Annotated in this window: 19 protein-coding genes; 9 read left to right on the top strand and 10 right to left on the bottom strand. The window is 59.2% G+C overall.

What is annotated here, in order from left to right; genetic code table 11:
• Positions 1-94: 94 nt before the first annotated feature.
• The 6 genes from ACB042_RS04580 (at position 95) to xdhC (ending at position 8716) form a co-directional block, all read left to right on the top strand.
• Entirely contained in the window at positions 95-1612 is a 1518-nt protein-coding gene (locus tag ACB042_RS04580; protein ID WP_139462454.1) for a nucleobase:cation symporter-2 family protein, read from the top strand.
• 52 nt (positions 1613-1664) lie between these two features.
• The gene (gene guaD / locus ACB042_RS04575; protein ID WP_371177897.1) at positions 1665-2981 is read left to right on the top strand and encodes a guanine deaminase; all 1317 of its coding nucleotides are present in this window, start codon (positions 1665-1667) and stop codon (positions 2979-2981) included.
• Positions 2982-3378: 397 nt separating this feature from the next.
• Positions 3379-4680, top strand: coding sequence for an NCS2 family permease (locus ACB042_RS04570; RefSeq protein WP_234918390.1), 1302 nt, complete (start codon positions 3379-3381; stop codon positions 4678-4680).
• Between the two features lie 364 nt (positions 4681-5044).
• Positions 5045-7363, top strand: coding sequence for a xanthine dehydrogenase molybdenum-binding subunit XdhA (gene xdhA / locus ACB042_RS04565; RefSeq protein ID WP_371177896.1), 2319 nt, complete (start codon positions 5045-5047; stop codon positions 7361-7363).
• Positions 7356-8234, top strand: coding sequence for a xanthine dehydrogenase FAD-binding subunit XdhB (gene xdhB / locus ACB042_RS04560; RefSeq protein ID WP_371177895.1), 879 nt, complete (start codon positions 7356-7358; stop codon positions 8232-8234). The genes xdhA and xdhB overlap by 8 nt, the downstream gene beginning before the upstream one ends.
• Positions 8231-8716 (top strand): xanthine dehydrogenase iron sulfur-binding subunit XdhC, encoded by a 486-nt coding sequence (gene xdhC, locus ACB042_RS04555; protein WP_263717687.1) that lies wholly within the window; start codon positions 8231-8233, stop codon positions 8714-8716. Before xdhB ends, xdhC begins: the two co-directional genes overlap by 4 nt.
• A 115-nt stretch (positions 8717-8831) precedes the next feature.
• On the opposite strand, the gene ACB042_RS04550 is transcribed toward xdhC, so the two are convergent.
• Entirely contained in the window at positions 8832-9371 is a 540-nt protein-coding gene (locus ACB042_RS04550; protein WP_042080890.1) for a glycine zipper 2TM domain-containing protein, read from the bottom strand.
• 503 nt (positions 9372-9874) lie between these two features.
• Here ACB042_RS04550 and ACB042_RS04545 point away from each other — a divergent pair.
• Positions 9875-10063, top strand: coding sequence for a hypothetical protein (locus ACB042_RS04545; RefSeq protein ID WP_005345660.1), 189 nt, complete (start codon positions 9875-9877; stop codon positions 10061-10063).
• A 62-nt stretch (positions 10064-10125) separates the two neighbouring features.
• On the opposite strand, the gene ACB042_RS04540 is transcribed toward ACB042_RS04545, so the two are convergent.
• Positions 10126-11652: a YfcC family protein gene (locus ACB042_RS04540; protein ID WP_371177894.1), complete on the bottom strand. Its 1527-nt coding sequence runs from the start codon at positions 11650-11652 to the stop codon at positions 10126-10128.
• Between the two features lie 666 nt (positions 11653-12318).
• Between ACB042_RS04540 and ACB042_RS04535 the strand changes: the two genes are divergently transcribed.
• Positions 12319-13941, top strand: a complete 1623-nt coding sequence (locus ACB042_RS04535) for an acyl-CoA synthetase (RefSeq protein ID WP_371177893.1) — start codon at positions 12319-12321, stop codon at positions 13939-13941.
• A gap of 86 nt (positions 13942-14027) precedes the next feature.
• Here the strand turns inward: ACB042_RS04535 and ACB042_RS04530 are convergent, their stop codons facing one another.
• Positions 14028-15317, bottom strand: a complete 1290-nt coding sequence (locus tag ACB042_RS04530; RefSeq protein ID WP_371177892.1) for a diguanylate cyclase — start codon at positions 15315-15317, stop codon at positions 14028-14030.
• A gap of 363 nt (positions 15318-15680) precedes the next feature.
• Here ACB042_RS04530 and ACB042_RS04525 point away from each other — a divergent pair, with 363 nt between their 5' ends.
• Positions 15681-17195 (top strand): P-loop NTPase fold protein, encoded by a 1515-nt coding sequence (locus tag ACB042_RS04525; RefSeq protein ID WP_371177891.1) that lies wholly within the window; start codon positions 15681-15683, stop codon positions 17193-17195.
• 33 nt (positions 17196-17228) lie between these two features.
• Here ACB042_RS04525 and hisIE read toward each other — a convergent pair whose 3' ends face one another.
• From hisIE to hisD, 7 genes are read right to left on the bottom strand one after another with little or no spacing between them, the layout of a single operon-like run.
• Positions 17229-17864, bottom strand: coding sequence for a bifunctional phosphoribosyl-AMP cyclohydrolase/phosphoribosyl-ATP diphosphatase HisIE (hisIE, locus tag ACB042_RS04520; protein WP_371177890.1), 636 nt, complete (start codon positions 17862-17864; stop codon positions 17229-17231).
• Complete coding sequence (gene hisF / locus ACB042_RS04515) at positions 17857-18630, bottom strand: imidazole glycerol phosphate synthase subunit HisF (RefSeq protein WP_019446757.1); 774 nt, start codon at positions 18628-18630, stop codon at positions 17857-17859. Before hisF ends, hisIE begins: the two co-directional genes overlap by 8 nt.
• Positions 18630-19391 (bottom strand): 1-(5-phosphoribosyl)-5-[(5-phosphoribosylamino)methylideneamino]imidazole-4-carboxamide isomerase, encoded by a 762-nt coding sequence (gene hisA, locus ACB042_RS04510; protein ID WP_043850846.1) that lies wholly within the window; start codon positions 19389-19391, stop codon positions 18630-18632. Before hisA ends, hisF begins: the two co-directional genes overlap by 1 nt.
• Positions 19392-19396: 5 nt before the next feature.
• Positions 19397-20041, bottom strand: coding sequence for an imidazole glycerol phosphate synthase subunit HisH (gene hisH / locus ACB042_RS04505; protein WP_371177889.1), 645 nt, complete (start codon positions 20039-20041; stop codon positions 19397-19399).
• A complete protein-coding gene (hisB, locus tag ACB042_RS04500; protein ID WP_371177888.1) occupies positions 20041-21150 on the bottom strand; it encodes a bifunctional histidinol-phosphatase/imidazoleglycerol-phosphate dehydratase HisB in 1110 nt (369 codons plus the stop codon). The genes hisH and hisB overlap by 1 nt, the downstream gene beginning before the upstream one ends.
• Positions 21151-21165: 15 nt before the next feature.
• Positions 21166-22236 (bottom strand): histidinol-phosphate transaminase, encoded by a 1071-nt coding sequence (gene hisC, locus ACB042_RS04495; protein WP_371177887.1) that lies wholly within the window; start codon positions 22234-22236, stop codon positions 21166-21168.
• Entirely contained in the window at positions 22233-23558 is a 1326-nt protein-coding gene (gene hisD, locus ACB042_RS04490; RefSeq protein ID WP_371177886.1) for a histidinol dehydrogenase, read from the bottom strand. The genes hisC and hisD overlap by 4 nt, the downstream gene beginning before the upstream one ends.
• Positions 23559-23563 lie beyond the last annotated feature (5 nt).

The following is a 23563-nucleotide window of genomic DNA, read 5'->3' as shown; positions in this document are numbered from 1 at the left end:
AAAAGAAAAGGTGAGGGGCGGGCGCCAGCTCGCCCCCAGCGCCTGACGGCGGAATGAGTACTCCGCCTACATTCTGTGTGATGGGACAAACACGATGTCTAAAACAACACGCAAGCACTCGGATCTCATTTACGAGCTGGAAGACAAACCCCCGTTTTATCAAACCCTGATGGGCGCAGTGACCCATCTGCTGGCTATTTTTGTTCCCATGGTGACCCCGGCGCTGATCGTCGGCGGCGCCCTGGGCCTCTCCACCGAGACCACCGCCTATCTGGTTTCCATGGCGATGATCGCCTCCGGCATCGGCACCTGGTTGCAGGTGAACCGTTATGGCCCCATCGGTTCGGGGCTGCTCTCCATCCAGTCGGTCAACTTCTCCTTCGTGACCGTGATGATCGCCCTCGGCGGCGCCATGAAAAAAGATGGCATCCACGAGGAGCTGATCGTCTCGACCCTGCTCGGGGTCTCTTTTGTCGGCGCCTTTCTGGTGATGGGCTCCTCCTTTGTGCTGCCCTACCTCAAGCGGGTGATCACTCCGACCGTGAGCGGGGTAGTGGTGCTGATGATTGGTCTGAGCCTTATTAAGGTGGGGATCATCGACTTTGGCGGCGGCTTCTCCGCCATGAGCAGCGGCACTTTCGGCAAATACGAGCACATCGGGCTGGGGCTTTTGGTGCTCTGCGTCATCGTCGCTTTCAACTGCAGCCGAAGCCCGTTGCTACGGATGAGCGGAATCGCCATCGGCCTGATGGTGGGCTATGCGGTGGCCCTGATGCTCGGTATGGTGGATTTCTCCGCCCTTGAAAACCTGCCGCTTATTACGGTGCCTATCCCGTTCAAGTACGGTTTCTCCTTCGATTTTCACGCCTTTATGTTGGCGGGCACCATCTATCTGTTGAGCGTGCTGGAGGCGGTGGGGGACATCACCGCCACCGCCATGGTCTCCCACCGGGATATTCAGGGCCCCGAGTTTCAAAAACGGCTCTCCGGCGGCGTACTGGCGGACGGGTTGGTCTCGGTCATTGCCTCGGCCCTCGGTTCCCTGCCGCTCACCACCTTTGCCCAGAACAACGGCGTCATCCAGATGACCGGGGTGGCCTCACGCCATGTGGGCAAGTTTATTGCCGTCATTCTGGTGCTGCTGGGGCTCTTCCCGGTGGTGGGGCGCTTCTTCACTACTATCCCGTCACCTGTGATGGGGGGCGCCATGGTCATCATGTTCTCCATGATCGCCATCGCCGGTGGTCGCATCATCATCAGCCACGGTTTCGATCGGCGGGAGACCCTGATTGTCGCCACCTCGCTGGGCCTTGGGCTCGGGGTTTCCTACGACCCGAACGTCTTCAAGGTGCTGCCGGCGGGTATCTACATGCTGGTGGAGAACCCCATCTGCGCCGGCGGCATCACCGCCATCATCATGAATCTGGTGCTGCCGCAAAGCCGCAAGCGCAAGGCAGCCGTCAGGGATGCCGAGGCGGTGGAGGTGATCCAGTTGAGCGACAAGCCGGATGTGATCTTTACCGCCCGCAGTGCGGGCCAGCCATCGGCCAGCAAGGGTGAGGGGTCACCAGTGCCCGGGCAGGCGGTGGCACCACAAGTGGAACGGATCTGACGGTTAAACTGGCAAAAAACGTCAACAGAACAAGAAAAACAGGGAAACGGTTATGAAAAATGACAACTCTGTCAAAGCGGTACGCGGCAGCTTCTTCGATATCACCCGGGTGGTGGATCAGCCCGAGGAGATTGAGTCCAACGCGCGCCTTATCGAGGATGGCCTGCTGATCATTCGCAACGGCTGCATCGACTGGTTTGGTGAGTGGGAGGAGGGCAAGGATCGCATTCCGACCGAAGTGCGGGTGCGGGATTACCGCGGCAAGATGATAGTGCCGGGCTTTGTCGATACCCACATTCACTATCCCCAGAGCGAGATGGTGGGGGCCTATGGCGAGCAGCTGCTGGAGTGGCTCAACCGCCACACCTTCCCGGCCGAGCGGCGCTACAACGATCTCGAATATGCCCGCGAGATGTCCACCTTCTTTATCAAGCAGCTGCTGCGCAACGGCACCACCACGGCGCTGGTGTTCGGCACCGTTCACCCCGAGTCGGTAGACGCCCTGTTCGAGGCGGCGAGCCGCATAAATATGCGGATGATCGCGGGCAAAGTGATGATGGATCGCAATGCGTCCGATTATCTGCTCGATACCGCCGAGAGCAGTTATGTGCAGAGCAAGCAGCTTATCGAGCGTTGGCACGGCAATGGTCGCCTGCTCTATGCCATCACACCACGATTTGCACCCACCTCGACACCCGAGCAGCTGGCGATGGCGCGGCGACTGCGCGAAGAGTTTCCCACCACCTATCTGCACACCCATCTGTGCGAGAACAAGGACGAGATCGCCTGGGTCAAATCCCTCTTCCCGGCGCACAAGGGCTATCTCGATGTCTATCACCAGCATGGGCTCACCGGCCACAACTGCGTGTTTGCCCACTGCGTCCATCTGGAAGAGCAGGAGTGGGATTGCCTGAAGGAGACCGGCTCCACCATCGCGTTTTGCCCCACCTCGAATCTTTATCTCGGCAGCGGCCTGTTCAAGCTGCACAAGGCGTGGCGCAAGCAGGTGAAGGTGGGGATGGGCACCGACATCGGCGCGGGCACCACCTTCAATATGCTGCAGACCCTCAACGAGGCCTACAAGGTGATGCAACTGCAGGGCGAACGGCTCTCGGCCTATCAGGCTTTCTATCTGGCGACCCTGGGCGGCGCCCATTCGCTGGGGCTCGACGAGAAGATCGGCAGCTTTGCGGTGGGCAAGGAGGCGGACTTCGTGGTGCTCGACCCGGTCGCTACCCCGCTGCAGCAGCTGCGTTATGACAACTCCACCACCCTGCGGGACAAGCTCTTTGTGCTGTTGACCCTGGGGGATGACAGATCCATCTACCGCACCTATGTGGATGGCCAACTGGTGCATGAACGGGGGTAGGGCTTGTAGTGGGCTGCCGCGGCGCAGCCCCAACGAATACGGCGGCTGGCGTGCCCCACAGGGGCGCCAGTCTTGCCGCACCACAGGGGATCTCCCCGCATAGAACGTGAAATGGCCCGGTTTTTTTGACCAGCAAGGCAAACGTTTGAGTCAAGGCTGCCTGCCCTGGTCTGTCTGTCGCATCTTCTGCCACCATCGCCTGTTTCTCATCAGACTGGCGCTCGGCAGACCCGCAGATCCTGTCGCCATTTCGTCATGGAACATTCAGGCGCGTGTGAAGGAGTTGGGTATGACCCAAGCAAACAGCAGGACAAACAGCGTGGAACAGCTGGCCAATGATGACGCCAGCCAGAGCGCAGCAAAGCAACAGCCGCTCACGGCTCTTGATCGCTACTTTATGATCAGCGAGCGGGGCAGCAACGTCAGACAGGAGGTGCTGGCGGGCCTCACCACCTTCCTTGCCATGGTCTACTCGGTGATAGTGGTGCCGAGCATGCTCGGCAAGGCGGGCTTTCCCCCCGGCGCCGTGTTTGTCGCCACCTGTCTGGTGGCGGGGTTCGGTTCGCTCTTGATGGGGCTCTGGGCCAAGTTGCCGATGGCCATCGGTTGCGCTATTTCCCTCACGGCGTTTACTGCATTCAGTCTGGTGCTGGGGCAGCAGATCCCCATTCCGGTGGCGTTGGGGGCCGTCTTCCTGATGGGGGGGCTGTTTACCGCCATCTCGGTGACCGGGGTGCGTAGCTGGATCCTCGACAACCTGCCGATGGGAATTGCCCACGGTACCGGCATCGGGATTGGTCTCTTCTTGCTGCTTATCGCCGCCAACGGGGTGGGGCTGGTGATCAAGAACCCGCTTGAGGGGCTGCCGGTGGCGCTGGGGGCTTTTACCTCGATGCCGGTCATCATGTCTCTGATCGGTCTTGCGGTGATCTTCGGGCTGGAGAAGCTGAGAGTACCGGGGGGGATCCTGCTGGTGATTATCGCCATCTCCATCTTCGGCCTGATTTTCGATCCGGCGGTGAAGTATCAGGGATTGTTCGCCCTGCCGAGCCTCTCGGACGATCAGGGCAAGTCCCTCATCTTCAGCCTGGATATCATGGGGGCCCTCTCGCCGCTGGTGTTGCCCAGCGTGCTGGCGCTGGTGATGACGGCGGTATTCGATGCCACCGGTACCATCCGCGCCGTGGCGGGGCAGGCCAACCTGCTCGATAAGGATGGTCACATCATCAACAGCGGCAAGGCGCTCAGTGCCGACTCGGTCAGCAGCATCTTCTCCAGTCTGGTGGGGGCGGCGCCAGCTGCCGTCTATATCGAATCGGCCGCGGGCACGGCGGCGGGGGGCAAAACCGGCCTGACCGCTACCGTGGTTGGCGGCCTGTTCCTGCTGATGCTGTTCCTCTCGCCGCTCTCCTATCTGGTGCCGGCCTATGCCACTGCACCGGCCCTGATGTATGTGGGGCTCTTGATGCTGAGCAACGTCACCAAGCTCGATTTCGATGACTTTGTCGGGGCCATGTCCGGGCTGGTGTGCGCCGTCTTTATCGTGCTCACCTGCAACATTGTCACTGGCATCATGCTCGGCTTCAGCTCGCTGGTGATCGGCCGCATCTGCTCGAAGGAGTGGCACAAGCTCAACGTCGGCACCGTGGTCATCGCCCTGGCGCTGGTGCTCTTTTATGCTGGGGGGTGGGCTATTTAGGGATAACCCGCCCGTTTGGGGTCGCTCTGGCGGCCCCATTTTTATATCTGCGGCGCTCTGACCGTCAACGCTGGTTACCATGCCTTAGCCGCTAGTGCCATCGCGATACCATTTTGATAAATCCCCCTACCAGATTGATAGGCTCTAGCCCTTGTTGTCCTCGCTCTGCCGCTTTTTTCACCGCTGATGTGCCCCGTTTGCTCAGGGGCTGCCCCTGGCTTGTCGCTGCGAGCCAACAAAAGCGGGCTAGATGGGATCCCCTTCACACTTCTCCCCATTCTCCTGACGATGGCGGGAAACAGGCGCATATCTTGCTGTTTTTTATGCCGGTTCCAGATTTTTCCATTCGAAAAAGGACTTGCATATGTCCATAGGATTACCGCTCAAGCGGGTGGATGCCGAGGCCAAGGTGACCGGCAGCGCCCGCTATACCGATGACAACATCATGCTCGGTATGCGCCACGCCAAGTACGTGCGAAGCAATATCGCCCATGGCAAGGTGCTTGCCATCGATGCGACCGAGGCACTGGCCCTGCACGGGGTCGAAGCCGTGTTTACCCATGAGGATGTGCCCACCACCTGCTTTCGCACTGCCGGTCACGCCTGGTCCCTCGATGAGGCGAAACGGGACGTGAAAGACCGCCGTCTGCTCACCGACCATGTACGCCACTTCGGCGATGGGGTCGCCATAGTCGTAGCCCGTGATCCGCTCACTGCCGAGAAGGCTGCCGCCCTGGTCAAGGTGACTTACGAGCCGCTGCCGGTGATGACGGATGCCGAAAGCGCGCTGGCCGACGATGCCTATCCCATTCATCCGAGTGGTAATCTGCTGCGGCAAAGTCAGCTTCGCGCCAATGACCCGGAGCAGGCCATCGCGGCGGCCGATCTGCAGTTTCAGGGGCACTACCGGACGCCGGTGGTGCAGCACTGCCATCTGGAGACGGTGACCTGCTACGCCTACATGGATCAACCGGACCACATCATCGTCGTCAGCAGTACCCAGATCCCCCAGATAGTGCGCAGCCGCGTGGCCAAATCCCTCGGTCTGCCCTGGTCCAGCGTGCGGGTGATCAAGCCCTATATGGGCGGCGGTTTTGGCAACAAGCAGGATGTGCTGGAAGAGCCGATGGCGGCGTTTTTGAGCTACAAGCTCGGCGGCGTGCCGGTCAAGGTGACTCAGAGCCGGGAGGAGTGCTTTTTTGCCTCCCGCACCCGCCACGGCTTTGCCATCGATGGCAAGATGGGCCTCAACCGCGACGGAACCCTCAAGGGCTATCAGCTCGACGTGCTCTCCAACACCGGCGGCTATGCCTCCCACGGCCACTCCATCGCCAGCGCCGGGGGCAACAAGATCAGCTACCTCTATCCGCGCAGCGCCTTCGGTTATGACGCCAAAACCTTCTACAGCAACCTGCCCACCGCCGGTGCCATGCGCGGTTACGGCGCACCGCAGGTGATTTTTGCCCTTGAGTGCATGCTGGATGACGCCTGTGCCGAACTGGGGCTGGATCCACTCGATGTGCGTATCGCCAACGTGGCGCGGGAAGGAGATGTCAATCAGGTCAACCAGAAGACCATCTACAGCGCCGGGTTGCCGGACTGCCTGCTGCGTGGCCGCGAGATGTTCGAGTGGGATCGACTCAAGGCCGAGTGTCTGGGGCAGGATCCGGCGAGCCGGGTGCGGCGCGGCATCGGGGTGGCGTGCTTTAGCTACGGCTCCAATACCTATCCGGTGGGGGTCGAAATTGCCGGCGCCCGCATGCTGCTCAATCAGGATGGCACCGTCAATCTGCAGATCGGCGCCACCGAGATAGGGCAGGGGTCGGACACCGTCTTTGCCCAGATGGCGGCCCAGACGTTGGGCATTCCGTTTGAGCAGATCCGGGTCATCTCGACTCAGGATACCGACATTACTGCCTATGATCCTGGCTCGTTCGCCTCGCGTCAGAGCTATGTGGCGGCCCCCGCCATCCATCAGGCGGCGCTGCAGTTGCGGGCCCGCATTTTGTCGCTGGCGGCCCAACTCTGCCATCAGGATGTAGGATCGCTGACCCTGATCGACGGCTACGTGGTGCTGGCCGGTGCGCCGGAGAAGGTGTTGATCAGCGTCGCCGAGGTGTCGGTCAACGCCTACTACCACCTCACTATCGGCGGCCAGATCACCTCCGAGGTCTCCCACAAGACCACCACCAATCCGCCGAGCTTTGGTTGCACCTTTGTCGATCTCAGCGTCGATATCGATCTCTGCAAGGTGACCATCAATCGCATCATCAACCTGCACGATGCGGGCAAGATCCTCAATCCGCAGCTGGCGGAGGGGCAGGTGCACGGCGGCATGGGGATGGGGATCGGCTGGTCCCTGTTCGAGGAGATGATCATCGACGCCAAGAGCGGCGTGGTGCGTAACCCCAACCTGCTCGACTACAAGTTCCCCACCATGCTGGATTTGCCGGAGCTTGAATGCGACTTCGTGCAGACCTACGAGCCCCAGTCGGTCTATGGCCACAAATCCCTGGGGGAACCGCCCATCATCTCGCCGGGCCCCGCCATCCGTAACGCCATCCGCATGGCGACCGGTGTCGCCATCAACGAGCTGCCCATCACCCCCAAAACCCTGTTCCGGGAGTTTGTCGCGGCGGGTTTGATTGGCGAGGGATCAGGGGAGGAGCAACACCATGTTTGATATTGCCCGTTACTACAAGGCGCACAACGTGGCTGAGGCGGTCGCCCTGCGTCAGGCCGACCCCGAGGCGCGCCTCTTGGCCGGTGGCACCGATGTGATGATCCAGCTGCATCACCTCAACGCCGCCTATCGCCATATCGTCGATATTCACGACTTGCCCGAACTCAAAGGGGTGAGCGAGCTGGCTGACGGTTCTATCCGCATCGGCTCCGGCACCACTTTTACCGAGCTCATCGAGAACGAACTGGTGCAGCGCCGCCTGCCGATGCTGGCCGAGGCGGCCGCTACCATCGCCGGCCCGCAGATCCGCAACGTCGCCACCTATGGCGGCAACATCTGTAACGGCGCCACCAGTGCCGACTCGGCGGCGCCTACCGTCGCGCTGGAAGCCGAACTGGAAATCGCCGGCCCCAATGGTACCCGCCGCATCCCCATCGCCGGCTTTCACACCGGCCCGGGCAAGGTGGCGCTGCAACCGGCGGAGATCCTGGTAGCATTTCACTTTGCGCCGGATTCTCACCCCCATGTGGGCTCCCACTACTTCAAATACGCCATGCGCGATGCCATGGATATCGCCACCATCGGCTGCGCCGCCTACTGTCAGATTGAGGATGGCCACTTCAAGGGGCTGCGGCTGGCCTACGGGGTGGCGGCCCCGACCCCGATCCGAACGCCGCACGCGGAAGCTGCGGCCGAAGGGCAACCCCTGAATCGCGCCACACTGGCCGCCATTGCCGAGGCGGTGGTGGCCGATGTGGCGCCGCGCTCCTCCTGGCGGGCGGAGAAGGAGTTTCGCCTGCACCTTATCAAAACCCTGGCGCAGCGGGTGGTCGCCTGCGCAGTCGAACGTGCCGGAGGGAAGATCCTATGATGCAACCGCAAAGCTGTCCCGCCGTAGAGATCCAGTGCGAGATCAACGGCAAGCCTTACTCCTATGCAGTGCCGCCCACCATGTCGCTGCTCCACTTCCTGCGCGGGCAGGGGCTGATCAGTGTGAAAGAGGGGTGCAGTGTGGGTGAGTGCGGCGCCTGTACCGTGCGGGTGAATGGCACTGCCATCGACAGCTGCCTCTATCTGGCGGTCTGGGCCGATGGCAAATCCATTCGCACCGTGGAGGGGGAGCGCAAAGGCAATGCGCTTTCCGACGTGCAGCAGGCCTTTATCGACGAGGGGGCGGTGCAGTGCGGTTTTTGCACGCCTGGTCTTGTGATGGCGAGCGCCGCCCTGCTCGACAAGACCGAGCGCCGTCCGCTGACCGATGCGGAGATCCGCCGCGGGCTGTCGGGCAACCTCTGCCGCTGTACCGGTTATCAGAACGTGGTACGGGCGGTGAAGAAGTGTTGCAAAGGGTGATAGTTCGGGTGCCGTGAGTGGTGCGTGCTGTTGTTTGAAAAAGGAAACAAGCCGCCCAAAAACACAGGCCCGCCTCGAGAGAGGCGGGCCTGCTGCTGAGTGGGGCCAGGAGACATCACACTTTTGGCTGGTCGATCACCAATTTGCCATCCTTGACCGGAATGGTTGCACCGGGGGCTTGCTTCATGCGGATCACCCCCTCCTGACCGGAGAGGCGATAGGTCACGTCATAACCAATAGTGTTGACGCTCGTATCCTGCACGGTCTTGCAGCGCTGCTCGGTGGTGGTGTAGGTATCGCCCGCCTGCATATTGCCCTGCACCTGATTGCCGGCATAACCCCCTGCGACCGCCCCGGCAGCGGTGGCCACCTTCTTGCCACTGCCGCCACCAAACTGGTGGCCGACCACGCCACCCAGCGCCGCGCCCACCACGGTGCCGAGGATCTTGTGTTCATCCTGTACCGGCTTGCGGTGGGTCACGGTGACGTTGCGACACTCCTGTCGGGGAGTCTTGATGGTCTCGGTGATCGGCTTGCTGGCGATCACCTCGGCAAAGGTGGGCTGGGGTGTAAAGAGGGAGCCGCTAGCCGCCGCCGAGAGTGCCAGGGCCGAGGCGATACCAATACCGATACCTGCCATCATGGATCTGTTCATCTTGTTCTTCTCCTGCATACCCATACGGGCTGTTCCAATCTGGCGCCATCTTGTCACAACCGGTTGGCCGGACAAGGCGAGGGGGATAGGCCTGCGACAGGTGTTGGCAAGGTCAAAAAATAGCCACCATGAAAAACTGTCTGGCTTTGGCGACAACGGACTAAAAGTGACCGGTTTCCGGCGCATGGCCAGCTTTGCCAGCGTGATAAGGAGCAATTCGAGTCGCAATTTGCAAGGCGGGAGGTGAGCAGAATGCCAGAGTGGCAAGGCGTTGGCGGTGGCAGGTCAAGGGCGAGGTCTTGAACAAGGACTCTGTTCGTTGAGATGGCCACGCAAGTAATTGATAAATGGCTCCAGCCCCATCGGATGTTGGCCGATAAGAGATCACGGCAAGCATTTTGCTTTGATTGGGTGAAGCAAAGGGTGAACGGGTCGGCAGACAACTGCGTAAGATCTCATATGAAGATGTTCACCCGAGATAACCGGATCAACGAGGGGGAGATATGTCAATGTTACCCAGCTGGATCACCCCAGCCATCCAGGCCAACATCATCACGGTGCAGCAGGCCGAACGTCTGCTCTCATCCCTCTACCGACCCCTTGCTGAACAGGGGGAGGAGCTACCGGCCGATATCGCCGACATCAGCCTCAAGCTCTACTGCTTCCGCCAGCAGGGGCGGGTGCGCCACTAAGGCTGACAAAAGAACACCCCGCGCCAGGCACGGGGTTTTGTCACTCATGTATCACAGGCCCATCAGGCCAACATCACTTGCACCACCAGCATCAGGGCGCCAAATCCCAGCACAAAACCCACCATGGGCAGCACGAACTTGACCCACTTGTTGAACTGGATGCCGAGCATCTGCAAAGTGACCAGCACCAGTCCGGTGGGGGCCAGAAACAACATGGCGTATTGCCCCCAGTTGTAGGCCGACACCACGATATAGCGGGGGATCATCACAGTATCTGCCAGCGGTGCCATGATGGGCATGGAGAGCACTGCGAGCCCCGAGGAGGAGGGCACCACCAGCCCCAACAGGGTGAACACCAGCATCTGCGCCACCGCGAACACGGCGCCATGCATGCCGGAGACCAGATCGGAGGCGTAGGCCAGAATGGTGTCCGAGATCATCCCCTGATCCAGCACCAGATTGACCCCCCGCGCCAGTCCGATGATGAGCGAAACGGCCACCAGCTCCGACGCCCCCTGAGTAAAGGCCTCGACCGCCTCTTTCTCTTTCAGGCCCGAGATAAAAATGATGATGATGGCGATGGTCAGGAAGGAGGCCGCCATCTGCGGAAACCACCAACCGGCCATGGAGACGCCCCACACCATCAGCGGGAAGGCGAGGATAAACAGAGTCAGAATGATCTTGCGGCGCAGGGTGAAGGGCACCCCTTCGTCCATAGAGCCCTCTTTGAGAAAACGGGCGCGAAAACTCTCTCTGTCCTCATAGGTGTAGGAGAAGGCAGGGTTGGCCTTGATCTTCTTGCAGTACCAGTAGAGATAACCGATCACCACCAGGGTGCCCACCAGACAGCCAATGGCGCGAAAGATCAGCCCCTCGGTAAAGGGAATGCCGGCGGCATTGGAGGCGATCACCACCGAGAAGGGATTGATGGTGGAGAAGGTGGTTCCCATGGAGGCGGCGAGGAAGATGGCCCCTACGCAGACGATGGAGTCATAGCCGAGCTCCAGAAAGATGGGCACCAGTATGGGGTAGAAGGCGACCGCCTCTTCCTCCAGTCCGCAGGTGGTGCCTCCCAGCGCCATCACGAAGCAGACCAGCGCCACAAACAGGAACTCGTTGCCCCGGGTCTTGTGTGAGAGGGCGACCAGCCCCGCACTGAAGGCACCTGTCTTGTTGATGACGCCGATCAGCCCCCCGAGCACCAGAATAAAGACGATGATATCCGCCCCCTCTATGGTGCCCTTGACCATGCTGACCGCCACGTCACCGAGCCCCTTGGGTGCTTGCTCCAATCGGGCATAGGTGCCGGGAATGGCAATGGGCTTGCGGATGGTGCCGTTGGTAAATTGCTCCACCGCAATATTGATATTAAGTTTTGCCAAGGCATCCTGGGTTGCGGGAAGTCGGCTTATTTCCCCCTGTGGGCTATTGACCATCAGGCTTTCACTGGCTGGATTATAAGAGAGCTTGGCATAGGCGCCCGCCGGAATTATCCAGGTCAGTGCAATGGCCAGTAACATAATAAGAAACAGAATGGTAAATGCAGTAGGGAATTGTCTGCGTGGTGTGGTATTCGGCACGGCACACATAAAATGCTCCTTGATAAAGCAGGTTTGGGCTCGGCGGAATATCGGGTCGATAGGGTTTCTGCGTCATACATCCAAGGTACGCAAAATCACTGTAGATTGCGTAGTGATTGGCGAGAAATCTGGCCTGATATTGAACATCCGGTGGATTGTTTCACGTTGTAACCGTAACCCGCGCGCGGCTTGATGAACATGGTGCCATGCTCGCTTTATGGGATGGCTCACAAAATTTATTTGTCATGGATTTAATGACTGGGGTGAAATAAATGGCGTTATGCAATAACTATTTCAGCTTTAATTTAACGTGCTTTGCCTTAAATAAATGGCATGAAAATAGTGCGTGCCGAGATGAATGAAATGACACATAAAGCAGCTTTGACGGAATAATATTCCACTATCGTCATTTTTCGTTTTTCGCCAAAAACAGCCTGTGAAAAAAATGGCACGCTTTCCCGTAATGAAATGTTTTTTTGCAACGAAAACAGGTGCCCCTGTTGGCAGCAGGCTGCCCCTGTCTAAGACGTTTTGCTAATACCTGCCGCTGCAGGCTCGCTGTTAGGCTGTCATCCCCATAAGAGACCAGTGACGTGCAGGATGCCCATGTCGCTTGCTGATCTCTGAATCATCCCGAAACTGCCCGTTTTGTGCCACCTGTGAGGAAGGAATCCGATGACAGTGCAGAACATCTATGAGCGCGACCTTGCCAAAACTGCCGCCAATTTTGAAGCCCTGACCCCCATCAGCTTTCTGGGGCGGGCGGAGCGGGTCTATCCCGACTATCCGGCGCTGATCCACGGCCCGCTGCGCCAGAGCTGGGGTGAGACCGCCCGCCGTTGCCGCCAGCTTGCCTCGGCTTTGCGGCTTCGCAGCATCGGGGAGGGGGATACCGTCTCCATCGTTGCGCCCAATATCCCGGCGATGTTTGAAGCTCACTTCGGGGTGCCCATGAGCGGCGCCGTGCTCAACACGATCAATACCCGGCTCGATGCAGAGTCGATGGCCTTTATCTTCCAGCATGCCCAGAGCAAGGTGGTGCTGGTGGACAGGGAGTTTGGCCCTGTGGTGCGCAAGGCACTGGATCTGCTGGAGCGCCAACCGCTGGTCATCGCCATCGACGATCCCCTTTACCGGGAAGGGGCGCTTGTCAGTGAACTGACCTATGAGGCCTTTATTGCCACTGGTAACGGCGATGAGCCCGGCTGGCTGCCCCAAGATGAGTGGCAGGCCATCTCCCTTAACTACACCTCCGGCACTACCGGCAACCCCAAGGGGGTGGTCTATCACCATCGCGGCGCCCACCTCAACGCCATCAACAACGTACTCTCCTGGGAGCTGCCCAAACATCCCGTCTACCTCTGGACATTGCCGATGTTTCACTGCAACGGCTGGTGTTTCCCCTGGACGCTGGCGGCCACCGCCGGGGTGAGCGTCTGCCTGCGGCATGTGCAGCCGGCCGCCATTTATGAGGCGCTGCACGAGCACAAGGTGAGCCATTTTTGCGCGGCGCCCATCGTGCTCAATATGCTCAACAATGCCGATCCGGCGCTCAAGCAGGGGCTGGATCACCCCATTAAAGTGATGACCGCTGGCGCTGCGCCCCCCGCCACCGTGATCGCCGGTATGGAAGCGATGGGGATCGCCGTGACCCACGTCTATGGCCTCACCGAAACCTATGGCCCCTGCGTGTTGTGCGAGCCGCAAAGAAGCTGGCAAGGTCAGGATGCCACGGCGCTCTCCCGCCTCAAGGCACGCCAGGGCGTTGCGTCGCCTCTGCAGGGGGAGATGCGGGTCATCAATCCGGTCACTGGCGAGCCGGTAGCCAAAGATGGCAAAACCATGGGGGAGATAGTGCTGCGCGGTAATGTGGTGATGAAAGGCTATCTGAAAAATCCGGCGGCCAGCGCCGAGGCGATGACGGAGGGGTGGTTTCGCAGTGGCGATCTGGCGGTATGGCACCCGGATGGTTATGTGGAGATCAAGGACAGATCCAAGGACATCATCATCTCCGGCGGGGAGAACATTTCCAGTCTGGAGGTGGAAGATGTGCTCTATCGCCATCCGGATGTGGACGAAGCGGCGGTGATCGCCATGCCCGATGAGAAGTGGGGGGAGGTGCCCTGCGCCTTCGTGAAATTGAAAGAGGGGCGAGTGACTACCCAGGCGGAGTTGATCGCCTTTTGCCGGGAGCAGATGGCCCACTTCAAGGCCCCCAAACGCATCATCTTCACCCCGCTGCCGAAGACCTCGACCGGCAAGGTGCAAAAATTCGTGCTGCGCAAACAGTTGGGGTAGCCGCCTGTTCGTAAGGAGCCAGCACAGCCATTCATAGGAGGGAGATACAAGAGGTCTGGAGGGCTGCTGGCCCTCCCGTTGTGTGGCTAGGGAGCCTTGCAGGCGACGCAGTTGCGGCCGCTCTGTTTGGCCTGATAGAGCATCTGATCGGCGCGGGCGTAGAGGCTCTCCATCAGCTCCCCTTCGCCATTTTCCACCAGTCCGGCGCTGATGGTGATAACCAGCTTCTCCCCATCGGGCAGGGGCAGTGGGCTTTGCATCACCTGCAGGCGCAGCCGCTCGGCCAGGGATGCGGCGGCCGAGAGGGTGGTATTGGGCAGTAAAATGGCGAATTCGTCGCCGCCGATACGAGCCAGCACATCTTCGCTGCGCAGCACCGATTGCATCACCCTGCCCAGATGCACCAGCGCGCTATCCCCCGAGGGGTGACCGAAGCGATCGTTGATGCACTTGAACTGATCCACATCCAGCACCATCAGCACCGAGGTGAGGTGGTGGCGCATGTCCAGACTGAGGTTCTTTTCGCACAGTTCGAAGAAGAAACGGCGGTTGTAGAGACCGGTGAGGCCATCGCGCACCGACTGCTGGTGCAGCTGCTCCTTGAGCTGGTGCAGTTCGGTAATGTCGGAGGAGATACCGATCAGGGTGGGGGTGCCATCCCCCAGCAGAAAGGGCACCTTGACCGACCAGTAGTAGTGCTGATTGCCTTCGGGATCGGTCAGCATCTCTTCCCCGGCTTGCAGCTCACCGGTTTCGAATACCCGGTTGTCCAGTCGCCACAGCTGGCAGGCGCTGGCAGCTGGGATCACCTCGTCATCGCACCGGTTGATGATCTGCTCGGCAGGAAGGCCCAGCAGATCGGCGACCTTTTGGTTGACGTAGAGAAAGCGGTGCAGGCTGTCCTTCATATAGATATGGGCATCCACGTTGGCGAGGATGATCTCCAGCAGCTGATGCTGCTCCGCCATGCGGGCCTCAATCAGCTTGTGTTCGGTGATATCGGTGGAGATGCCGCACAGGCCGATCAGGTTGCCATCCTTGTCATGGATGGGCTTTTTAACGGTCCAGTAGCAGCGCTTTTCCCCAGTGGATTTGAGGTAGTTGATCTCCTCCTGGGCGATGGCGAGTTGCTGCTCCAGTACCAACCGGTCGTTGCGTTGAATGGTGTCGGAGAATTCGAGATCAAAAAAGGCCCGATCATCCTGCCCCTGCAACTCGGCGAGGGTGCAGCCAAAGAGATCCAGCACCGCCTGATTGGCATAGGTATAACGGCCCGCCAGATCCTTGGTAAACATGTAGGCGTCCGTCTCGTTGAAGATGGCTTTGAGGTGATCCAGCTCATGCTGTAACTGGATAGAGAAGGGTTCATCCTTCATGGGGCTAGCCATCCTTGGGTCGCTACGATGGGTCGGTTGAACAAGACGCGCAACAGAGATCAACAGCTTTAAATAAAGCACCGAACAGGTCAGGTTTCGCGTTTATTTCCGCAAGTTCTGCGCCATGTCACACGGTTGTCATCGTTGGCGAGCTCAAAGGCAATCAACCGAGTCTGTGGCTGTACAGATCACCGTGTTCCTCCCTTTATCGGCCCGGCATTATTGGTTAGCAGCAGAGAAATTAATCAGCAATCAAATACGCCAGCCCGAGCGGCAGAAAGGGCAACAAACAGGTCTTTAATCAAACTATTTTCACTGTGCTCCTGATATCATCCTCAGCAACGCAATATGGAGAGGTACGAGATGGCAGTGGCACCGTTTAATTGGGATGACGTAGTTCAGTGGGACGGGCCGGGGGCCATTGCGGGTAGCGAAGAGATCTTGAGTGCCGACCGGCTGGATCGCGCCCGCTATGCCGAATTTCTGACCAACTACCTCGCCGCCGAAGGCAAGCAACGCAACTATGTGCTTAACCTCAATGCCGAATGGGGGGCAGGGAAAACCTGGTTTATCAAGCGCTGGTATATGGAGCTGAAAGCGCACTATCCCACCGTCTATATCGATGCCTGGCAGCAGGACTTTTCCGATGATCCCTTATTGACGGTGATTTCATCGATTATCGATCAATTGAGAGATGCAACAGGAAATAAGGTAGCAATACCTGATAGCATCAAGTCCAAACTATTGGGTTTACTCAAAGTGGGCGGGAAATTGGCGCTCAATTCAGCCATTAAAAAAGCTGGATGGGAAGATAGTGACTTTTCTGTGGAAGGCGAAGATGCAGATAAGCTGGTTGATACGCTTTGTAGCAATCACAAAGAGCGTTATGAATCTATTCAGTATCTTAAACAAGAGATCCGGCAATGGGTTGAGGGAGCTGTTGGTTTAAGTGAAGGAGAACTGGATTATCCCGCATTTATTTTGATAGATGAGCTTGATCGTTGTCGTCCTTCTTATGCCGTAGAAATGCTGGAGACTATCAAGCATATCTTTGATATTAAGGGCGTGGTGTTTGTGTTGGCAACGGATACTGAGCAGTTGCAGCATGCTATAAAGGTCATTTATGGCGATGGTTTTGATGCAGAAAGCTATCTTGGACGATTTTTTCATAGACGCTTTACGTTAAGCACTATATCTCGGCGAGAGTTTATTCAACAGGCGTTATCATATAAAAAGCAGCAGTTCGATAACGTTAATGTATGGCCTGAGGTCACTGATAGCGAAGTGTTGGTAAATATATTGACAGCTGTCTGTGATCATTTTTCATTGAACTTAAGAAAAACAGAGCAAGTGCTTGATAGAACTATCGCTTCCATCGTTAATTACCAAGGTTGCACATTAAATCTGATTTTTCTTGTTTACATGTTCTCTCTATGCGAGAAAAATAATGAAGATTATCGCGCTGTAGTGGATGGCAAAATGCCTAAGACAGATAACCATCCTACTTTGAAAGGTTTTAATAGTCTGACAAGTGAGTATGAAGAACAACATTTTCAATGTTTTATAAAAGCAGGGAGTGCAATAGGAAGTTATATTAAGGATGCCGATGGTGAACGATATGCAAATCCATTTAAAGATAATGAATATATGGTTTCCTTGAGAAACATTTTAGTCATGTCTTATGAGGGGCTATTGAAGCCGACTTTAGATGATGAATATTCATCTCGTTTTATCTCGTTAACAATAGATTGTGTTAGGCGTATGCGGAATTTGACTGTAGAAGAAAATACTATTTTGGCAGAAAAGGAACTGTCACTATTGGAGCGACGCTTAACAACGTATAAAAATTTAGTTGAGCTAGCCGTGCATCTTGACTAAATAAAGCCGGGATAACCCGGCTTTACTATCAACTTATTTATTATGCCGCTTATAAAGCCGCTGAACGACATCCTGTAATCCCAGCCCTTCGTTTTGCAGCAGCACGGTCAGGTGGTAGAGCAGATCGGCGGATTCGTTGATGAGCTCCTCCCGATCCTTGGCCATGGCGGCCAGCGCCACTTCAACACCTTCCTCACCAACCTTCTGGGCGATGCGCTTGGTGCCCTTGCCATAGAGGCTGGCGGTGTAGCTGGTGGCCGGATCGGCCCCTTTGCGGGCGGCCAGCACCTGCTCCAGCTCAGCCAGAAAACCGAGTGGTGGCAGCGGGTGGCCGTTAAAGCAGGAGGTAGTGCCCTTGTGGCAGGTGGGGCCGACGGGGTTGGCGGCAATCAGCAGGGAGTCCTGATCGCAGTCGGTGCTGATGGCCACGAGTTGGAGCACATTGCCCGAGCTTTCACCCTTGGTCCAGAGTCGCTGTTTGCTGCGGCTAAAGAAGGTGACCTGACCGGTAGTCTGGGTCTTCTCCAACGCCTCGCGGGTCATAAAGCCCTGCATCAGCACCTCGCCGCTGGCGGCATGCTGTACGATGGCGGGGATCATGCCATCACACTTTTCCCAGTCGAGCCGCTCCACGAGCGGGATCTGGTTTGCAATCTCTTGATTATTCACGGATGGCGACTCCTTCGGTTTTCAGCCAGCGTTTCAATTCGGGAATGGGGATAAGGCCCTTGTGGAACACAGAGGCGGCCAGCGCCCCGTCCACATCGGCGAGGGTAAAGGCATCGCGAAAGTGCGCCATGGCACCGGCGCCGCCGGAGGCAATCAGCGGCACCTTGCAGACGCTGCGCACCAGCTTGAGCTGGTCGAGATCATAACCCTGACGCATGCCGTCCTGATTCATCACGTTCAGCACGATTTCGCCCGCGCCGCGCTTTTGCACCTCCTGCACCCAATCGAGGGTGTGCCAGGCGGTGGTGCGGGTGCGGCTCTCGTCACCGGTAAACTGTTTGACCTGATAGTGGCCCGTTTCGGCGTCGAAGTAGGAATCAATACCCACCACCACGCACTGCACGCCAAAGCGCTCGGCCAGTCGGCTGATCAGAGTCGGATCGGCCAGCGCCGGAGAGTTGATGGAGACCTTGTCGGCGCCAAATTCGAGGATCTGGCGGGCATCTTCGACGCTCTTGATGCCACCGGCGACGCAGAAGGGGATATCGATCACCTCCGCTACCCGGCTCACCCAGCTCTTGTCCACTACCCGGGCATCGCTGGAGGCGGTGATGTCATAGAACACCAGCTCGTCAGCGCCCTCTTCGGCGTAGCGACGGGCCAGCTCGACAATGCCGCCCATCACCTCATGGTTGCGAAATTGCACCCCTTTGACTACCACGCCATCTTTCACGTCGAGGCAGGGGATAATGCGTCTTGCCAGCATCAGTTGCCTCCTGTGGTAACGGCCGCGGGCGCTTGCCAGCAGGCGATGGCGTCACCCACCGAGAACTTGCCCTCCAGCAGGGCGCGGCCAAGGATGATCCCCTTGACGCCGGAGCCCTTGAGCGCCTCGATATCCGCGATGCCGCCAATGCCGCCGGAGGCTTGAAAGGCGACGCTCGGGTAGCGGGCGCAGAGATCCCGATAGAGCTCGACGTTGGTGCCAGCCAGGGTGCCGTCACGGCTGATGTCGGTGCAGAGCACATGCTTGAGCCCGGCGGGGAGGAAGCGCTCGATCAGTGCCTCGATGGTCACACCGCTGTTCTCCTGCCAGCCCGCCACTGCGATATGGCGATTGCCCTGCTCATCGATATTGACGTCCAGCGCCAGCACGATCTGCTCGGGGCCATATTTCTCCATCCAGCTGGCCACCAGATCCGGGGATTTGACGGCGGTGGAGCCAATCACCACCCGGCTGGCGCCGGCGGCCAGCAGATCCGCCACATCCTGTTCGGTGCGCACGCCGCCACCGACCTGCACCGGTGCTTCGGTGGCCGACAGCAGTTGGGTCAGCAGGGGCAGCTGGCGCGCCTTGGCATCCTTGGCACCGTCCAGATCCACCAGATGGAGCTGCACCGCCCCCTGGGAGACATATTCATCGAAGCGGGCCTGCGGGCTGCTGCTGTATTCGGTCTTCTGCTCGTAGTCCCCTTGATAGAGGCGAACCACCTGACCGTTGATAAGGTCAATTGCGGGAATGATCATGCTAGTCACAGCTCCAGAAAATTTTGCAGCAAACGGGCACCGGCTGCGCCTGAGCGCTCCGGGTGGAATTGGGCGCCAAAGAAGTTGTCACGGGCCACAATCGCGGTAAACGGCTTGCCGTAGTCACAGGTCGCCAGCGTCGCTTCGGTCACCTCCAGCGCATAGGAGTGCACGAAGTAGAAGTAGCTGCCGCTCGGGATCCCCTTGAGCAGAGGATGGCTCTCATCATGCTCAATCTGATTCCAGCCCATATGGGGCAGGCGCATGCTTGACTGGTGTAAGGTGCCCACCTCCATCAGCCGGATCTTGCCCGGCACTATGCCAAGGCAGTCGATAAGCCGCTCTGACGAGTCATCCGTACCCATGCTCTCTTCGGAGGCCTCTGCCAGCATCTGCATGCCGAGGCAAAAGCCCAGCAGCGGCTGCTTGGCGGCGCGAATAAGGGGCACCAGCCCCCGTTCATTGAGGTTTTTCATGGCGGCTACCGCGGTGCCGACGCCGGGCATGATCAGTTTGTCCGCCTGCTCGATATCGGCGGCCTGGCTGGAGACCAGCGGCTGCACGCCGAGGCGCTCGAACGCCATTCTGACCGAGGCCAGATTGGCGCAGCCAGTATCGATAATGACCAGCTTCTGCTTGCTCACATCCATCACAGCACTCCCTTGCTGGAGGGAAGCTCGCTCCCTTCCACCCGGATGGCCTGACGCAGGGCGCGGCCAAAGCCTTTGAATAGAGCCTCCACCTGATGGTGGGTATTGCCGCTGCCCACTTTCATCTGCAATGTGATGGCCATGGCATCCGACAGCGAGCGGAAGAAGTGGGGCACCATCTCGGTGGCCATCTCGCCCACCTTGTCGCGGCCAAAGCCACTCGGGCAGTCAAACACAAAGTAGGGGCGACCGCTGAGATCCAGCGCTGTGCTCACCTCCTGCTCGGTCAGCGGGCGCGCATCGATCACTGCCTGCACCTCGTCCATCGCCAGCACAAAGCCGAAGCGGCCGATGCCGCGCTTGTTGCCAAGGGCTTGACGCAGCGCCTGACCCAGCGCCAGCCCAACGTCTTCCACCGTGTGGTGATCGTCGATATGCAGATCGCCGCTGACGTTCAGCTTGAGCTGGAAACCGGCGTGGGTGGCAATTTGATCCAGCATGTGATCAAAGAAGCCGATGCCGGTGGCGATCTGGTTGCCGCCGCTCTTGTCTAAATCCACTGCCGCCTGGATGCGGGTCTCTTTAGTGTAACGTTCTACTTCGGCAACTCGTCCTTTGGAGAGCAGCTGATCACGGATGGCGAGCCAGTCGTGATCCTGCGGGTGGTAGCGAATACCGCCAATGCCCATATTCTCGGCCAGCTGCAGATCGGTCTGGCGATCGCCAATCACGAAGGAGTTGGCAAAGTCGATGCGACCGGAGGCGAGATAATCCTTCACCAGCCCAAGGTGGGGCTTGCGACAGCTGCAGCCATCGGTGGGGAAGTGCGGGCAGATCAGCACCTGCTCCCACTTCACCCCTTGGGATTCAAACAGGTGCATCATCAGGTCGTGGGGCGGCTGGAAGTTCTCCAGCGGCAGGCTGGCGGTGCCCAGCCCATCCTGATTGGTCACCATCACCAGCACGTAGCCGGCGGCCTGCAACTCGCGCAGCACCGGAATGACCATGGGCTCGAAGCGCAGCTTGGCGAGGCTATCCACCTGCTTGTCGGTCACCGGCTCTTCAATCAGGGTGCCGTCGCGGTCGATAAACAAAAACGGGGTCTTCATCGCTACATCCTTGTCTTACAAAGTGGGAGAGGGCAGATCACGCAGTACCGCCAGCACGGCATCCATCTCGCCCTGATAGCCGATGGTGACGCGAATGCTGTTGTCCAGACCCGGCTTGCTGGAGAAATCCCGCAGTATGATGCCGGCGGCCTTCATGGCGGCAAAGACGGTGGCGCCATCCACAAAGCGCACCAGCACGAAGTTGCCCTTGTCTTCGAATACCTCTTTTACGCAGGAAAGTTCGCCGAGCGCGGCCTTGAAGGCGGCTTTTTGCTTGTTGAGCTCCACCACTCGCTCCTGCATCAGCTCCAGTCCCATGGGGGAGAGGGCCTGCGCTGCGATCTGTGCGATGGGCTCGGGGATGGGATAGGGGGCGATCACCTTGGCCAGCATGGCGATCACCTCTGGGCTTGCCAGCGTAAAGCCGCAGCGGATCCCTGCCAGTGCAAAGGCCTTGGAGAGGGTGCGGGTCACCACCAGATTGGGGAAGCGGGCCAGCAGGTCCACCACGGACGCCTCTGGGCAGAACTCGATATAGGCCTCGTCCACCACCACGATGGCGCGATCCCGCGCTTTTTCCAGCAAAGCGATAAGGCCGTCGCGCCCCACCAGATCCCCGGTGGGGTTGTTGGGGGAGCAGAGAAACACCAGCTTCACATCGCCAAGGCGATCGGCGATAGCGGGCCAGTCGGGCTGGCGGCTGGCGGTCAGCGGCTGCTCGACGATGCCAACGCCACAGGTTTCGGCGCTGATGGCGTACATGCCGTAGGTAGGCGGGCAGATCAGGATCTGATCTTCACCCGCTTCGCAGAAGGTGCGGATCAGCAGCTCGATGGCCTCGTCGGCGCCGCGACTGACCAGCACCTGCTCGGGGTTGACCCCGGCGTAGGCGGCATAGCTGTTCACCACCTCGGCGGGCTGGCACTCGGGGTAGCGGTTGAGGCGGCTCCCCTCGATGGTGAAGGGATAGGCCTGTGGCGCCTCGTTGGCGTTGAGCCAGACGTGGCCCTTGCCGCCGATACGGCGGGCGGATTGATAAGGGGTTAGGGCCCGCACCACGCGGCGCGCCAGATTGGCAATGCTCATGACAAATCCTTCTGCTGTGCTGTTGGTTGGGGCGCGGCGGCCAGGGCGTTCAATCTCAGCGTCACGGCGTTCTTGTGACCATCGAGCCCTTCGGCCTGAGCGATGCGTTCGACAATGGGGCCAAGGCCGCGAATACCCTCGACGCTCAGCTCCTGCACCGTGTAGCGGCGCTGATAGTCAGCAAGGCCCAGGCTCGAGCAGGTACGGGCATAGCCGTAGGTGGGCAGAGTGTGGTTGGTGCCGCTGGCGTAATCACCGACCGACTCGGGAGTCCATGCCCCCAGGAAGATGGAACCGGCGTTCTCGAGTTTATCCAGCAGGTCGCGGGGGGCCTGGGTCTGCACAATCAGGTGCTCCGGCGCGTAGGCGTTGGAGATGGCGCACGCCTCGGCCAGATCGTCACAGAGGATCACCAGACTGCTGCCGAGCGCCTGGGCGGCGATATCGCGGCGGCTCAGCTTGGTCAGCTGGCTTTTAATTTCCCCTGCGATGGCATCGGCCAACAACGGCGAGGTGGTCACCAGCACAACTTGGCTGTCGGGGCCGTGCTCGGCCTGGGAGAGCAGATCCGCTGCCACGAAGGCGGGGTTGGCGCTCTCGTCGGCAATCACCAGCACCTCGGAGGGGCCGGCTGGCATATCGATGGCAGCGCCGCGCCAGTCGCGGGATACCTGCCCCTTGGCTTCGGTCACATAGGCGTTGCCCGGGCCGAAGATCTTGTCCACCTTGGGAATGCTCTCGGTGCCGTAAGCCATCGCCGCGATGGCCTGCGCGCCGCCGATGGCAAACACCTTCTCGACGCCGCAGGCGCGGGCAGCAAACAGAATTTCGTCGCTGGCGGGGGACGGGGTGCAGAGCACCACTTCACGGCAACCGGCGATAGCCGCCGGAATGGCCAGCATCATCACGGTGGAGGGGAGCGGTGCGCTGCCCCCCGGCACATAGAGGCCGACCCGGCTGATGGGCTGGGTGCGCAGCTCGCACACCACACCTGGTTGGGTTTCCACTCTTACCACCGGCTGTACTTGTGCGGCATGGAAGGTTCGAATGTTTGCAATGGCCGCTTCGATGGCATTTTTGATGTCGTCATCCAGCAGCGCGCAGGCGGCTTCAATCTCGGCCTCGCTAACGCGCAGCTGTTCACGGGGGGCGCGCTCGAAGCGCTGGCTCAGCTCGCGCAGGGCCTCATCGCCACGGCTGCGCACAGCGGCGATGATATCTCGCACCACGGCGCCGATATCCGCCTCGTCACTCAAGGCCGGTCGGGTCAGCACGTCGGCCTGCTGGGCGGGGGAGAGGGTTTTCCAGATCAGGGTCTGCATGATAT

It is taken from the genome of Aeromonas sp. S13(2024), assembly GCF_041402405.1.
Classification (GTDB): domain Bacteria; phylum Pseudomonadota; class Gammaproteobacteria; order Enterobacterales; family Aeromonadaceae; genus Aeromonas; species Aeromonas veronii.
This window is presented reverse-complemented; position numbering and strand designations above follow the sequence as displayed.